This is a genomic window from Streptomyces sp. NPDC051684 (assembly GCF_044453445.1).
Classification (GTDB): domain Bacteria; phylum Actinomycetota; class Actinomycetes; order Streptomycetales; family Streptomycetaceae; genus Streptomyces.
This window is the reverse complement of sequence record NZ_JBITCS010000001.1, coordinates 25,449-38,409: the sequence shown is the minus strand read 5'-3', so window position 1 is coordinate 38,409 and position 12,961 is coordinate 25,449. Positions and strand designations below refer to the sequence as shown.

General features: G+C 69.2%; 12 protein-coding genes and 1 pseudogene. 4 read left to right on the top strand and 9 right to left on the bottom strand.

Going from position 1 to position 12,961, the window contains the following annotated elements; genetic code table 11:
- Window positions 1–8: 8 nt before the first annotated feature.
- The gene (gene xseA / locus ACIA8D_RS00170; protein ID WP_399227647.1) at window positions 9–1,220 is read right to left on the bottom strand and encodes an exodeoxyribonuclease VII large subunit; all 1,212 of its coding nucleotides are present in this window, start codon (window positions 1,218–1,220) and stop codon (window positions 9–11) included.
- Window positions 1,221–1,286: 66 nt separating this feature from the next.
- Entirely contained in the window at window positions 1,287–2,675 is a 1,389-nt protein-coding gene (locus ACIA8D_RS00165) for an APC family permease (protein ID WP_399227646.1), read from the bottom strand.
- A gap of 75 nt (window positions 2,676–2,750) precedes the next feature.
- Between ACIA8D_RS00165 and ACIA8D_RS00160 the strand changes: the two genes are divergently transcribed.
- Both ACIA8D_RS00160 and ppgK read left to right on the top strand, forming a co-directional pair.
- Window positions 2,751–3,785, top strand: coding sequence for a 4-hydroxy-3-methylbut-2-enyl diphosphate reductase (locus ACIA8D_RS00160; protein WP_399227645.1), 1,035 nt, complete (start codon window positions 2,751–2,753; stop codon window positions 3,783–3,785).
- A 29-nt stretch (window positions 3,786–3,814) separates the two neighbouring features.
- Entirely contained in the window at window positions 3,815–4,564 is a 750-nt protein-coding gene (gene ppgK / locus ACIA8D_RS00155; RefSeq protein WP_399227644.1) for a polyphosphate--glucose phosphotransferase, read from the top strand.
- Window positions 4,565–4,582: 18 nt separating this feature from the next.
- Here the strand turns inward: ppgK and ACIA8D_RS00150 are convergent, their stop codons facing one another.
- Entirely contained in the window at window positions 4,583–5,212 is a 630-nt protein-coding gene (locus ACIA8D_RS00150; RefSeq protein ID WP_399227643.1) for a DUF6542 domain-containing protein, read from the bottom strand.
- Between the two features lie 161 nt (window positions 5,213–5,373).
- Between ACIA8D_RS00150 and ychF the strand changes: the two genes are divergently transcribed.
- The gene (gene ychF, locus ACIA8D_RS00145) at window positions 5,374–6,462 is read left to right on the top strand and encodes a redox-regulated ATPase YchF (RefSeq protein ID WP_399227642.1); all 1,089 of its coding nucleotides are present in this window, start codon (window positions 5,374–5,376) and stop codon (window positions 6,460–6,462) included.
- Between the two features lie 8 nt (window positions 6,463–6,470).
- Here the strand turns inward: ychF and ACIA8D_RS00140 are convergent, their stop codons facing one another.
- Genes ACIA8D_RS00140 through ACIA8D_RS00130 form a run of 3 tightly spaced genes read right to left on the bottom strand, consistent with a single transcriptional unit; the run spans window position 6,471 to window position 7,931 of the window.
- Window positions 6,471–6,932: a hypothetical protein gene (locus ACIA8D_RS00140; protein WP_399227641.1), complete on the bottom strand. Its 462-nt coding sequence runs from the start codon at window positions 6,930–6,932 to the stop codon at window positions 6,471–6,473.
- Between the two features lie 43 nt (window positions 6,933–6,975).
- Complete coding sequence (locus tag ACIA8D_RS00135) at window positions 6,976–7,470, bottom strand: DUF3237 domain-containing protein (RefSeq protein ID WP_399227640.1); 495 nt, start codon at window positions 7,468–7,470, stop codon at window positions 6,976–6,978.
- Complete coding sequence (locus ACIA8D_RS00130) at window positions 7,467–7,931, bottom strand: ester cyclase (RefSeq protein ID WP_399227639.1); 465 nt, start codon at window positions 7,929–7,931, stop codon at window positions 7,467–7,469. Before ACIA8D_RS00130 ends, ACIA8D_RS00135 begins: the two co-directional genes overlap by 4 nt.
- Before the next feature lie 150 nt (window positions 7,932–8,081).
- On the opposite strand from ACIA8D_RS00130, the gene ACIA8D_RS00125 reads away from it, so the two are divergent.
- Window positions 8,082–8,678, top strand: coding sequence for a TetR/AcrR family transcriptional regulator (locus ACIA8D_RS00125; protein WP_399227638.1), 597 nt, complete (start codon window positions 8,082–8,084; stop codon window positions 8,676–8,678).
- Between the two features lie 70 nt (window positions 8,679–8,748).
- Here the strand turns inward: ACIA8D_RS00125 and ACIA8D_RS00120 are convergent.
- From ACIA8D_RS00120 to ACIA8D_RS00110, 3 genes and pseudogenes are all read right to left on the bottom strand, one after another.
- A pseudogene (locus ACIA8D_RS00120) lies at window positions 8,749–8,910 on the bottom strand (DUF1737 domain-containing protein); the annotation flags it as partial.
- A 1,031-nt stretch (window positions 8,911–9,941) separates the two neighbouring features.
- The gene (locus tag ACIA8D_RS00115) at window positions 9,942–11,474 is read right to left on the bottom strand and encodes an APC family permease (RefSeq protein WP_399227637.1); all 1,533 of its coding nucleotides are present in this window, start codon (window positions 11,472–11,474) and stop codon (window positions 9,942–9,944) included.
- Between the two features lie 112 nt (window positions 11,475–11,586).
- A complete protein-coding gene (locus tag ACIA8D_RS00110; protein ID WP_399227636.1) occupies window positions 11,587–12,951 on the bottom strand; it encodes an aspartate aminotransferase family protein in 1,365 nt (454 codons plus the stop codon).
- Window positions 12,952–12,961 lie beyond the last annotated feature (10 nt).

The window sequence follows — 12,961 nt, the reverse complement described above, 5'->3', positions numbered from 1 at the left end:
GTCCGTCCTCACGCTTCGGTTACTCGTACGGTGAATTCGCCCTCGGCGACGCGGGCCCGCAGCTCCTCGTCCCCCGCCACCTCGTCCGGCGCGCGCACCACGTGCCCGTCCGGCTTCTGCAGCACCGCGTAGCCCCGCTTCAGGGTGGCGGCGGGGGAGAGCGCGACCACGCGCGCGTGCGTGTGCGTCAGCTCCGACTCCGCGCGGTCCAGGAGGTGGCCGAGGGTGCGCCGGGAGCGCTCGGTGAGCGCCGCGATCTGCTCCTCGCGCTCCTCGATCATGCGGTGCGGGTCCTCTATCGAGGGCCGCGCGAGCGCCGCCGCGAGGCCCCGCTCCTCCCGCTCCAGGAGCGACTCGACACTGCGCCTGGCCCGGTCCCGCAGCCAGCGCACCCGCTCGTACTCCTCGCCGACGTCCGGGACGACCTTCTTCGCCGCGTCCGTCGGCGTCGAGGCCCGCAGGTCGGCCACGTAGTCGAGCAGTGGATTGTCCGGCTCGTGCCCGATCGCGGAGACCACGGGCGTACGGCAGGAGGAGACCGCCCGCACCAGTTGTTCGTCGGAGAACGGGAGCAGGTCCTCCACGCTGCCGCCGCCGCGCGCCACGATGATCACGTCGACGTCGTCGATCGCGTCCAAGTCCTTGACGGCCTGCACCACTTGGGTCACCGCGTGCACCCCCTGCACCGGTACGTTGCGCACCTCGAAGCGGACGGCCGGCCAGCGGTGCCGCGCGTTCTCCAGCACGTCCCGCTCGGCCGCCGAGGCGCGGCCGCAGACCAGGCCGATGAGCTGCGGCAGGAACGGCAGCGGCTTCTTGCGGTCGTCCGCGAACAGGCCCTCCGTGGCAAGGGCCTTCTTCAGCTGCTCCAGGCGCGCGAGCAGCTCACCGACGCCCACAGGGCGGATCTCGGCGGCCCGCAGCGAGAGCTGTCCGCGCGGCGCGTACCACTCCGGCTTCGCGTGCACGACGACGCGGGAGCCCTCGCGCACCACCTCCGCGACCGCGTCGAACACCTGCCGGTAGCAGGTCACCGACACCGAGATCTCGTGCGACGGGTCGCGCAGCGTCAGGAACACGACGCCGGCGCCCGGTCTGCGGGACAGCTGCGTGATCTGCCCCTCGACCCACACGGCACCGAGCCGGTCGATCCATCCCCCGATGAGCCGTGACACCTGGCCGACGGGCAGCGGGGCGTCCGCGGACGTGTTGACAGCCATGCCGTGAGCGTAGTCGCAGGCACCGACAACGCAGGTGGTCCCGGGTGCCGGTGCCCCGGAACGGGTTCAGTCGGCCGTGCCGCCGCCCGGCGAGGGCAGCGACGGCTCCCGGCCCCGCTGCGCCGCCAGCACCACGAGCCCCACGGCCAGCCAGATCGCGCCGACCACCTGCGCCGTCGGGGACGCCTCCACGATCACCGCGATCGTGATCGCCGCGCCGACCACCGGGATCAGGATGTGCCGCCACCAGCTCATCGTGTCCCCACGACGGCGTACCGCGAAGTACCCCACCACGCTCGCGTGCAGCAGCGTGAAGGCCGTCAGGGCGCCGATGTCGACGACGGAGACCAGGTGGTCCATGCCGTCGTCCCGGCTGGCCGCCCACACCGCCGCGACGAGCGTGATCACCGCGGCGAGCAGCAGCGCCACCCGCGGCACCCCGGAGTACGTGCGCGCCAGGGCCTTCGGCAGCCGCCGGTCGCGGGCCATCGCGAACAGCAGCCGCCCGGCCGCCGCCTGCCCGGCGAGCGCCGCGAACGCCGCGCCGATCGCCTTGCTCACCGCCACCAGGTCGTGCAGCCACGAGCCCACGGACGCGTCCACGGCGTCGTAGAAGGCGCTGCCCTGCTTTCCGGGGTCGTCGGCGAGCTGCGCCGACGTGGTGGGCTCCAGCAGTGCGACCAAGTAGGTCTGCGCGACGAACAGCACACCGGTGAGGACGAGGCAGAACAGCACCGCCCGCGCGACCTTCGCCGAACCCCCGGTGACCTCCTCCGCGAACGAGGCGATGGCGTCGAAGCCCAGGTAGGACAGGACCGCCACGGACACCGCGCCGATCACCGCCGACAGCGCGAACGCGCCCTGCGTGCCGTCGCCGGTCAGCGGGGACAGCCAGTCGCGTTGCGGTCCGTCCGTGGCCAGGATCGCGACTGCCGCGACCATGAAGACCAGCAGGACCACGATCTCCAGGGCCAGGACCGCGAACCCGACCCGGGCCGCGGCCCGCACACCCCACAGGTTGAGCAGCGTCGTGACGACCACCGCGATCGCCGTCCACACCCACTGGGAGACCGAGGGCACCAGGGAGTTCATCGCGATACCGGCGAAGAGATACGCCACTGCCGGGATCAGCACGTAGTCGAGCATCGCCATCCAGCCCGCGATGAACCCGGGGCCCTTGCCGAGACCCGCGCGCGCGTAGGCGAAGACCGAGCCCGCCTGCGGGGCCACCTGCACCATCTGTGCGTAGCTGAATGCGGTGAACGCCATCGCGATCGTCGCGACGACGTAGACGAGGGCCACGGCGCCGTGCGACTTCGCGTCCAGGGTGCCGAAGACGCCGACGGGCGCCATGGGGGCGATGAAGAGGAGCCCGTAGACCACGAGGTCCCGGAAGCCGAGACTGCGCCGCAGAGCGGTTTCCTCATGCGTTGCGTGGGGGGTGTCGGCGGACATCGTGCCTCCGTAGATCGCGCAGACCCCCAGTCTCCCCACGGGCGCGATCTTTAGCCCCCCGGGTACGCCCTTACGATGGGAGACATGACTGCAACGCCTGGCTCCCGCCGCGTCCTGCTCGCCGCCCCCCGGGGTTACTGCGCCGGTGTGGACCGTGCCGTGATCGCCGTCGAGAAGGCCCTCGAGCAGTACGGGGCCCCCATCTATGTCCGCCACGAGATCGTGCACAACAAGTACGTCGTGGAGACCCTGGAGCGGAAGGGCGCCATCTTCGTCGAGCAGACGGAGGAGGTCCCCGAGGGCTCCATCGTGATGTTCTCGGCGCACGGTGTCGCACCGACCGTCCACGAGGAGGCCGAGCGCGGCAAGCTCGCCACCATCGACGCCACCTGCCCCCTGGTGACCAAGGTCCACAAGGAGGCGATCCGTTACGCCCAGGACGACTTCGACATCCTCCTGATCGGACACGAGGGCCACGAGGAGGTCATCGGCACCTCCGGCGAGGCCCCCGAGCACATCACGCTCGTCGACGGCCCCGAGGACGTCGCCAAGGTCGAGGTCCGCGACCCGGAGAAGGTCGTCTGGCTGTCCCAGACCACGCTGTCCGTCGACGAGACGATGGAGACCGTCGACGCGCTGAAGACCAAGTTCCCCGGCCTCGTCTCGCCGCCCAGCGACGACATCTGCTATGCCACCCAGAACCGTCAGCTCGCCGTGAAGCAGATGGGCGCCGATTCCGACCTCGTCATCGTCGTCGGCTCGCGCAACTCCTCGAACTCCAAGCGGCTCGTCGAGGTCGCCAAGCTGGCCGGCGCCACCGAGGCGTACCTCGTGGACTACGCCTCGGAGATCGACGAGTCCTGGCTCGACGGCGTCACGACCGTCGGCGTCACCTCCGGTGCCTCCGTCCCGGACGTCCTCGTCGAGGAGGTCCTGGAGTACCTGAAGCAGCGCGACTACGCGGACGTGGAGATCGTGAAGGCGGCCGAGGAGTCGATCACGTTCTCGCTGCCCAAGGAGCTCCGCCGCGACCTGCGGGCCGAGGCGCAGACGCTGGTCGGCGGTGCCGGGGAGTCCGCTTCATCCGCTTCGTCCGCTTCCAAGGAGTGACTGTCGGTCTCCCGTCGTAACGTGGAGTCATGCAGATCTTCGGTGTGGACATCGGCGGATCCGGGATCAAGGGCGCCCCGGTCGACCTGGAGCGCGGTGATCTCGCCCAGGAGCGGCACAAGGTGCTGACCCCGCACCCGGCCACGCCGGAGGGCGTGGCCGACGGGGTCAGGCAGGTCGTCGAGCACTTCGCCGACGCCCGGCCCGACCGGGTGGGCATCACGTTCCCCGGCGTCGTCACCGGCGGCGCCACGATCCGTACGGCGGCCAATGTCGACAAGAGCTGGATCGACGTGGACGCGCGGGCCCTGCTGAGCAAGAAGCTCGACGGGCTGCCGGTCACGGTGCTCAACGACGCGGACGCGGCGGGCGTCGCCGAGATGCACTTCGGCGCGGGCCGCGGCCGCAAGGGCACCGTGCTGCTGCTCACCTTCGGTACGGGCATCGGGAGCGCCCTGTTCAGCGAGGGCGTCCTGGTGCCGAACACGGAACTGGGCCACCTGGAGCTGAACGGGCACGAGGCCGAGAAGCACGCGTCCACGAAGGCGCGGGAGGACCACGACCTCAGCTGGGAGAAGTGGGCGCACCGCGTCCAGAAGTACCTGGCGCACGTGGAGATGCTCTGCTCCCCGGAGCTGTTCATCATCGGCGGCGGCATCAGCCGCAAGGCGCACAAGTTCCTGCCGCTGATCGAGGGCATCAAGGCCGAGATCGTCCCCGCCGAGCTGCAGAACAACGCGGGGATCGTGGGAGCGGCGATGGCGGCATCGCGCGCGTAGTGCCCAGGAGCGGTCGCGCTACGCGGTGCTTCGGCGCGGGCCCGGCGCCTGGGACGAGGACTTGGCGCCGGACGCCTGCTGCCGCCCGGCGGCCCGGCGCACCGCGGCCCGCCGTGCCATCAGCCGCAGCTTCCGTACGGTCACGAGCACACCGGCGACGAGGGTCCCGCCGTACAGCCAGATCGCGTTCATGGCGAGCGTCGTCGCGAGCCCCATGAACTGCTGGCCGAAGCCGCCCGTGCCCTCGGAGATCGGCACGATGCCGACGGCGAACGCGATGGGCACCACGACCGGCGCCGTCACCAGGTCCGCATTGCGCACCCACACCGCCGTGAGCCCGCCGACCAGCAGGAACAGCACGCCGAAGAAGGCTCCGGAGCCGCCGAACAGCAGCCGGTCGAGGAAACCGACCACGAGCATCGCTGCGATGCAGAACAGCCCGCTGCCCCGCCCGGTGAGCCGTGGATTCGGAAAGCGGAAGGACCGGCGCGTGCCACCGACGGGCGGCCGGACCGAGCGGGCGGCCCGGTACACGGTGGCCGACTCGGCGGACGGCGCGGCGCCGTCCTGATCGCCCTGCGCCTGCGGCGGAAGCGGTGCCGTGCGGCGGGGCCTGGCCTGCGGGGGACGCGTCCTGGGTTGCTCCACAAGGCCAAGATAGATGCGCTTATGTGTCCAATGGCCCAAGGGACACGCCCTTTGGTAGAGCTTGACCGCACTTGGCGCAAGTCTGTCGGGTTCGGCGAGGCCGTAGACTGGTGGACTGCCCAGCCCCACACCCACCCACACCACGTACGGGAAGTCGCAACGTGTCGCTCACGATCGGAATCGTCGGTCTGCCGAATGTCGGCAAGTCGACCCTGTTCAATGCCCTGACCAAGAACGACGTGCTCGCGGCCAACTACCCGTTCGCCACGATCGAGCCGAACGTCGGTGTGGTCGGCGTCCCCGACACCCGCCTCACCAAACTGGCCGAGATCTTCTCCTCCCAGAAGGTCCTCCCGGCCACGGTCGACTTCGTCGACATCGCGGGCATCGTGCGCGGCGCCTCCGAGGGCGAGGGCCTGGGTAACAAGTTCCTGGCGAACATCCGCGAGTCCGACGCGATCTGCCAGGTCATCCGCGCCTTCCAGGACGAGAACGTCGTGCACGTCGACGGCAAGGTCGCGCCCAAGAACGACATCGAGACGATCAACACCGAGCTGATCCTCGCCGACCTCCAGACCATCGAGAAGGTCCTCCCGCGCCTCCAGAAGGAATCGCGCATCAAGAAGGACATCGCCCCGAAGGTCAAGGCGGTCGAGGCGGCCAAGGAGATCCTGGAGCGCGGCGACACGCTCTCTTCCCAGGGCATCGTCCAGGGCTCCGGCAACGAGGAGCTCCTCCACGACCTGCACCTCCTCACCACCAAGCCCTTCCTCTACGTCTTCAACGTCGACGAGGACGAGCTCACGGACGAGGCCTTCAAGGCCGAGCAGAGCGCCCTCGTCGCCCCCGCCGAGGCGATCTTCCTCAACGCCAAGCTGGAGGCGGACCTCGCCGAGCTCGACGAGGAGGAGGCCCTCGAACTCCTCCAGTCCGTCGGCCAGGAGGAGCCGGGCCTCGCGACCCTGGCCCGCGTCGGCTTCGACACCCTGGGCCTCCAGACCTACCTGACGGCAGGCCCCAAGGAGTCCCGCGCCTGGACCATCAAGAAGGGCGCGACGGCCCCCGAGGCGGCTGGTGTCATCCACACCGACTTCCAGAAGGGCTTCATCAAGGCCGAGGTCATCTCCTTCGCCGACCTGGTCGAAACGGGCTCGGTCGCCGACGCCCGCGCGGCCGGCAAGGCGCGCATGGAGGGCAAGGACTATGTGATGCAGGACGGCGACGTGGTGGAGTTCCGCTTCAATGTCTAGCGGGTGACTTAGCGCCACTTCGCTGATCTGGCAAACATGCAGCCGCATGCTCCGATGGAGACTTTGTGCCGCTCGAAGTGGCCGAGAAACTCCTGCCATTCCTCGTCGGTGGGGACACGGTATTCATCGCTCGGGCGAAGGGGCCGGCGGCGGGCGAGGAAGGCCATATGCGCCTGGATCGCCGCTTCGGGACAGATGGCCTTGTAACCGAGAGTCACGTTGATGTCCTGATGGCCAGCGATCACCTGTGCGATGTGCGGCGGTAGCCCGTTGGGGACGGCATCGGTGATGAACAGCCGTCGGAAGTCGTACGGTGTGTAGCGAAGCGGGGCACTGGTGACCTCGGTCAGGCCCGTGTCGGTGAGGGCCTCGTCGAGCATGGCGCGAACGGTTTCATCGGTGAACGCGCAGTCCTCACCGCGGATGCGTCGTTGGGCCGGTGTGTGGGCGCGGCGCAGATCCTTGCACACGGAGGGCCCTCGCGCCCCGACGTGTCCCCGCCATGACGTTTCGTTACAGGATCTGAAAGACCTTGTAGGCGATGCCGCCTTCGACGAGGTAACCCGACCCGACGCAGACTGTGTCGTTGAGCCATGTGTAAGGCTCTGCCCCCGTCTCGAAAAGCGGGTTGGTCCGGAAGTAGTAGTGGGCCGGGTCGATCCGGTACCGCTCGTCGGGGTCGGCCAGGGCGTCGCGCACCTCGGGCGGGGTGACCCAGCGGCCGCCGTAGGTCATGTGCAGGAGGGCGTCGTCGTGGGTGCGCAGTGTCAGGCGTACGTCCAGGGTCATCGCTCCGTCGGGGGCGAACAGCGCCCAGTCTCCCCCGCCGGGGAGGACGTCGCCGTTCAGCCTGGGGCCGTGGAACGTGCCGCCTGACGCACCGAAGAGGACGCGCCGGCCGAACGGGCCGCTGCCGATGGGCAGGCGGGGGTTCAGGTCGATGACCATGTCGAAGAGGTGCGCTGTCCGGATCTCGCCGACGTCCTTCACGCGTGGGTCTGCCGTCATGTCGCGTCGACTCCTGCGAGCGTGGGGAACAGTCTCTGCCGGACCGCGTCCGTCGAGACGCCCGACTGAGCGCACAGCGTCGCCAGGTCGAAGAAGAAGCGTTCGCCTGCAATCAGGTCGTCTTTGAAAGTGAACTGGATGAACACCGGTATCTCAGCACGTTCGCCGTTGGGGGCGGCGCCGAACCGGTTGCCCGTCATGGTCAGCCGCGCTGTACCCCAGCACACGAGCGTGTCGCCATTGCTCGCGTGGCCGTGCAGGACGACGTCGTAGTCGGGGAACGAGGCGAAGAACCGCCGTAACGCCTTCTCGTTCTCGGCCAGGCCCCGAGCCGTCGTACCGAAGGCCGGGGTCTCGAGAACCATGTCTGGGTGGAAGAGCCGCAGGGCGGCGGGAACGTCCTGTCGACTCTTGGCGACGGCGAGCGCGTGCGCCAGTTCGAACCTGCGTTGTTCATGCATCGGTGCCTCCTTCAATGTGCCTGCAAAGTAAACATACGATCGGTCGTATGCTTGAGGCAAGCGCATGACAGGATGGAGTCGATGAACGAGCACTCAGGGAGCCGAGGGCGACAAGTGGCCGTGTCTTCAACGGAAGCAGCAGGCGCGACCGTGGCGGACCAGCGCCTCGTCCGCGGTGCCCGGACCCGGCACAAGATCACGCGCCACGGCGTCGACGTCGCGTCCCTGGAAGGGCTCAACGGGATCAGCATCGGCCGTCTGGCCACCGACCTGGGGCTGAGCAAGAGCGGCATTCAGACGCTCTTCAAGACCAAGGAGAACCTGCAGTTCGCGGTCGCGGAGTTGGCGCGCGAAGAGTTCACCGAAGCGGTCATCCGCCCCGCGCTGACCGCTCAGCCAGGCACCGCCCGGCTCCGCGCACTGACGGAACGCTGGATCTCCTACATCGAGGCACCGTTGTTCGCCGGAGGCTGCTTCTGGGCGGCCTGCCTCCCCGACTTCGACAGCCGGCCCGGGAAAGTCCGTGACACCCTGCTGCTCCACCGCCGCACCTGGCTCGCTCTTCTCGCCGGCGAACTCGGCTGCGCCGTGAACACCGGGGAGATCGCCCAACTGGACGTGGACCTCACGGCCTTTCAGATCGACGCTGTACTCAACGCCGCAAACACGGCACTGCGCCTGGGCGAAAGTGACGCGGTCTCAAAGGTTCGTTGCGTGGTCGAGGGGTTCCTTGCACCCCCGCACTGACAGGCGCCCCCCCGGCACGAGAAGTGCCTCGACGGCCAACGCGTAGCGCTTCACGGGTGGCGGAGGCTGCGGCAATGCCGACGATGGCACTCTCACCATTGAAGGTGACGGCGGGGCCTTCGTGCAGCTCGTAGCCAAGATCCATCGCTTCGCTCACACGCCGGCAGAACGTGGCGTCATCCGGCCCGGTCAAGACTCGACAGACCGGCAATCCGTCAGGTGCTGTGTTCATGGAAGAAAGATCCCAGACGCACCCGCTCGCCGAGCCTGCGGGCCACTTTGGCCCGAAGCAATCGCTCCCCAGGTCGTCATATCCGGCCGCTGGCCACTGCTCCCGTTGCACCCGCGCCAGGCCCGCCCGCGCGTGCGGGAACGCCCAGATGAGGTGGAGTACGCCGAGCGGTTCGCCTCGGAGATCCCGCACACCACACTCATACGTATCCCGGATGCAGGGCACATCCCTACGGAGAACGCGCCCGGCCAGGTCGCGCGCGCACTCATTGACTTCTTCACGGCGTAGAGGCTGAGTGGGCGGTATGTGAGCTGCCGTTGTCGTTTCGGTCACTACGGGTGGGATTCGTCGCCACCGCATGCCGACTGCGCGACGATTAACACCTTCGCTGCACGAGATCGCCCGCCTCCCGCCTCGTCATCCGTACCGGCAAGAAGCGCGGCCGGCACCGCGCCCCGGCGAGGTGATGCGCACGCTGCGAGAGCACGGCGAGGAGAAGGCCGCAGCCGCACAAGGCACCTCGTGGCTCAACCGTAGCGACTCGACGGTACCCGGGTCATGAGGTCGTCGACGGGGAGACCGCCCTTCCTGTCGTCCGGAAGGCCGAGATCTGCAGACGGTGCTGATCTGTGCTGACTCGGATCTCTCAGATACTCGTTTCCACGGGTGAGAGCGTTGCGGCGAACGTTCCGTTTCAATGAGCCCTGTTCCAACCTGCTGGTCGGGCTTGCTCGTTGGGCTGACAGCGCGAAGAAGCTCCTGGTAGACGGGTTTTCGACCAAGAGAACTCAGCTGCCGGACCGCAGCCGCAGGACGAGTATCTCGACGACCGGCCGAGTGTGTTCGCCTCGCCACCGCGGTGTAGGGCAACTACTTCGACCGCCTGGCCGCCGCCCTCGGTCGTCTGGACGCGACGCACGCCCACCTGAGCGCACGGGGTGTGACGGAGGCAAGCCGCGCTCCCCTGACGTATCTTGCGGCCCGCCTGCGCGACGAGGACTGACCAGTGAACGCAGGGCCCGGCGGCGCCGTTATCGGGTGTGTGGTGCGGTGTGCCGCTCGTGCGTGCCTTCGTCCGAAGGCGCCGTTCCCCGCCGAGCCACTGTCAGCCCAGCCGCCCCCACCAGCAGGAGCACCGCGATCGTGCCCAGGGTGAACGTCTCGAAGGTCGTGCGGGAGACGCCCCACTCGGCCATGAAGTCGTAGTCGATGCCGAAGACGGACTCCAGGACGCCGGGGAAGAGGGCCGCCCAGGAGCCGATCAGGATCCAGGCGTAGACGAGGGCCGCGCAGATCATGAAGCCCCGGTTGCCGAAGGGGACTTGGTAGGGCCGGGGGACCTCCGGGCGGCGCACGCGCAGGACCACAAGGGCCGGGACGACCAGGAGGTAGGAGAGCAGGAGCGTCGTCACCGCCACCGTCAGGACCACGCTGAAGATCGCGCCCGTATCGCCGCGAACCAGTTGCATCGCCGCCAGCATGAACACCGTGGCCACCGCGCCCGAGAGCAGGTTCGTGCGGACCGGGGTGCCGAGCTTCGGGTGGAAGGCGCCCAGCGCGCGGCTGAAGAAGCCGCCGTCGGCCGCCGCCATCGCCTGCATGCGGTCGCTGACGATCATCCACGCGCTGCCCTGCGTGAGGAGGGCGAAGACGAATCCCACCGCCGTGCACGTCAGGAGCGGGCCCGCCGCCGGGCCGTAGACGCCGAAGACCAGGCGGATTCCCTCCATGAAGCCGCCGATGCCGGTGACCTTCGAGGCCGGGACGACCGCCAGCAGGGCCAGGACAGGCAGGAGATAGCAGGCCGCCGCGATCGTCGCCGAGCGGCCGAGCGCCGCGGGGACGTCGCGCTGCGGGTCGTGCATCTCCTCGCCCGCCGCGTTCGGCGCCTCGAACCCGACGTAGGCGAACAGGAGGATGGGGACGAGGGCCAGGAAGCCGGCCGTCGACGGGGCGAAGTGGGCCTGCGACAGGCCCTGGAAGCCGTGTTCCGCCCCGTACAGGATCGCGGTGACCGTGAAGAGGGCCAGCGAGAGGACCTTCACCACCGCGCCCGCCGTCGTGATCCACTTGCCGCGACTGAGCGAGACGATCGCCGTCAGGATCGCGATCCACACGAAGAGCAGCTTGAACGTGTAGTCCGCGAACGTGCCCGAGCCCAGGTGGAAGACGAAACCGTCCCACGTCTCGGCGGCCAGGAAGACCAGTGAACCGCCCAGCCAGATCGGGTTGGTGACCCAGTAGAAGAGGGTCGTGAGCGCCGCCGCCGGGCGGCCGAGGGCCAGCTTCACCCAGACGTACGGGCCGCCCTCCTGCGGGAACGCGGCGCCCGTCTCGGCGAACAACAGGGCGTAGGGGAGCAGGAAGAAGAGGGCGATGGCTGCGGTCCAGGTGGCCGCCTCGCCGCCGCCCGTCGCGATCTGGCCGATGGTGTCGAAGGAGATCACCGCGGCGACGGCCATCGCCGTGATGTCGAAGCGTTTCAGGCTGCGCCGCAGGTTCGAGTCCGAGGCGGAGGCGTCGGGCGGTGTCTGTGGCTCTGCGGAGGGGAGGTTCGTCGACACGGGCAGTTCCTAGGGAGGGGGTCGGGGACTGCGAGCGGTGTGCGGGCCGGGCAGGTGCGAAAGGGGGTGGGCCCGGCGGCGGGGATCGAGTCCTGCCGCCGGGCCAGGGGCGTTACGCCTCCCGGATCTCCCCGGTCGGCTCCGTGCGTTCCAGTACGCCGCGCAGCGCCGACGCGACCTCCTTGGCCTCGGTCTCCGTCATGATCAGCGGCGGGGACAGGACCAGGCTGTGCGCGGAGTCGCGGACGATGACGCCGGTCTCGCGGCGGATCACGTCGTGCGGCATCCGGTCGGGGTGAAGGGAGAGGGGCGCGCGGGTGTCGCGGTCCGCCACCAGCTCCACCGCCAGCATCATGCCCACCGAGCGGATCTCGCCGACGATCGGCAACTCGCCCAGCTGGGCCTCCAGTTCGCCGTGCAGCGTCGCGCCGATCGTCTTCGCCCGCCCCAGCAGGCCCTCCTTCTCGATGACGTCGAGGTTGGCGAGGGCGACGGCCGTCGCGACCGGGTGGCCGTTGTACGTGTAGCCCATCGGGAAGCCGTGGTCCCGCAGCAGTACCTCCGCGACCTGGTCGGCGACCATCAACGCGCCCAGCGGCACATAGCCGGACGTGATGCCCTTTGCCGTGACGATGATGTCCGGCGTCACGCCGAAGTGCTGGGCGGCGAACCACTCGCCCACGCGCCCGTACGCCGTGACGACCTCGTCGAAGACGAGGAGGATGCCGTGCCGGTCCAGGGTCTCGCGCACCCGCGGCCAGTAGTCGGCCGGCGGGACGAGCATGCCGCCGACGCCCATGATGGGCTCGCCGATCATCGCCGCGATGTTTTTCGGACCGATCTCCGCGATGCGTTCCTCCAACTCGCGGATGAGGAAGTCCGTGGGGTCCTCGCCGCCGTACAGGTCCGTGCGGTACGGCCACGGCGGCGTGAGGTGCGAGACGTGCGGCATCATCGGGGCGAAGCCCTCGTGGTACAGCGGGAATCCGGTGGCCGAGCCGCCGCCGTAGCCGATGCCGTGGTACGCCTTGTCGCGCGCCAGGATCCACGTGCGGTCGGTGTCGCCGCGGCGGTGGTGGTAGTAGCGGGCCATCTTGATGGCGGCCTCGTTGCCCTCGGAACCGCCGGAGGTGAAGTACACGTGGTTCAGCGGGTCCGGCGCCAAGTCGGCCAGCCGGGCGGCGAGTTCGATCGCGCGGTCGTTGGAGAACTCCCAGAAGCTGGTGAAGTACTCCAGCTTCTTCATCTGTTCGTGGGCGACGTCCGCCAGGTCCTCGCGGCCGTGCCCGACCTGCGCCAGCCACAGGCCACCGGTCGCGTCGAGGTAACTGCGGCCCTCGGAGTCGGTGAGGCGGCAGCCCGAACCCTCGGTCATCACGACGCGCTCGGTGGCGCTGCCCGGCAGGTAGGGGTGGATGATGTGCGCCCGGTCGAGGGCGGCGAGCTGGTCTGCGGTGCGGCTCGTGGTGTCACTCATGGTGTGGTCA

Coding starts and splice junctions, on each gene's coding strand:
- ACIA8D_RS00160 (WP_399227645.1), top strand. CDS start 2,751: ATGGGAGACATGACTGCAACGCCTGGCTCCCGCCGCGTCCTGCTCGCC.
- ACIA8D_RS00130 (WP_399227639.1), bottom strand. CDS start 7,931: ATGCATGAACAACGCAGGTTCGAACTGGCGCACGCGCTCGCCGTCGCC.
- xseA (WP_399227647.1), bottom strand. CDS start 1,220: ATGGCTGTCAACACGTCCGCGGACGCCCCGCTGCCCGTCGGCCAGGTG.
- ppgK (WP_399227644.1), top strand. CDS start 3,815: ATGCAGATCTTCGGTGTGGACATCGGCGGATCCGGGATCAAGGGCGCC.
- ACIA8D_RS00165 (WP_399227646.1), bottom strand. CDS start 2,675: ATGTCCGCCGACACCCCCCACGCAACGCATGAGGAAACCGCTCTGCGG.
- ACIA8D_RS00135 (WP_399227640.1), bottom strand. CDS start 7,470: ATGACGGCAGACCCACGCGTGAAGGACGTCGGCGAGATCCGGACAGCG.
- ACIA8D_RS00110 (WP_399227636.1), bottom strand. CDS start 12,951: ATGAGTGACACCACGAGCCGCACCGCAGACCAGCTCGCCGCCCTCGAC.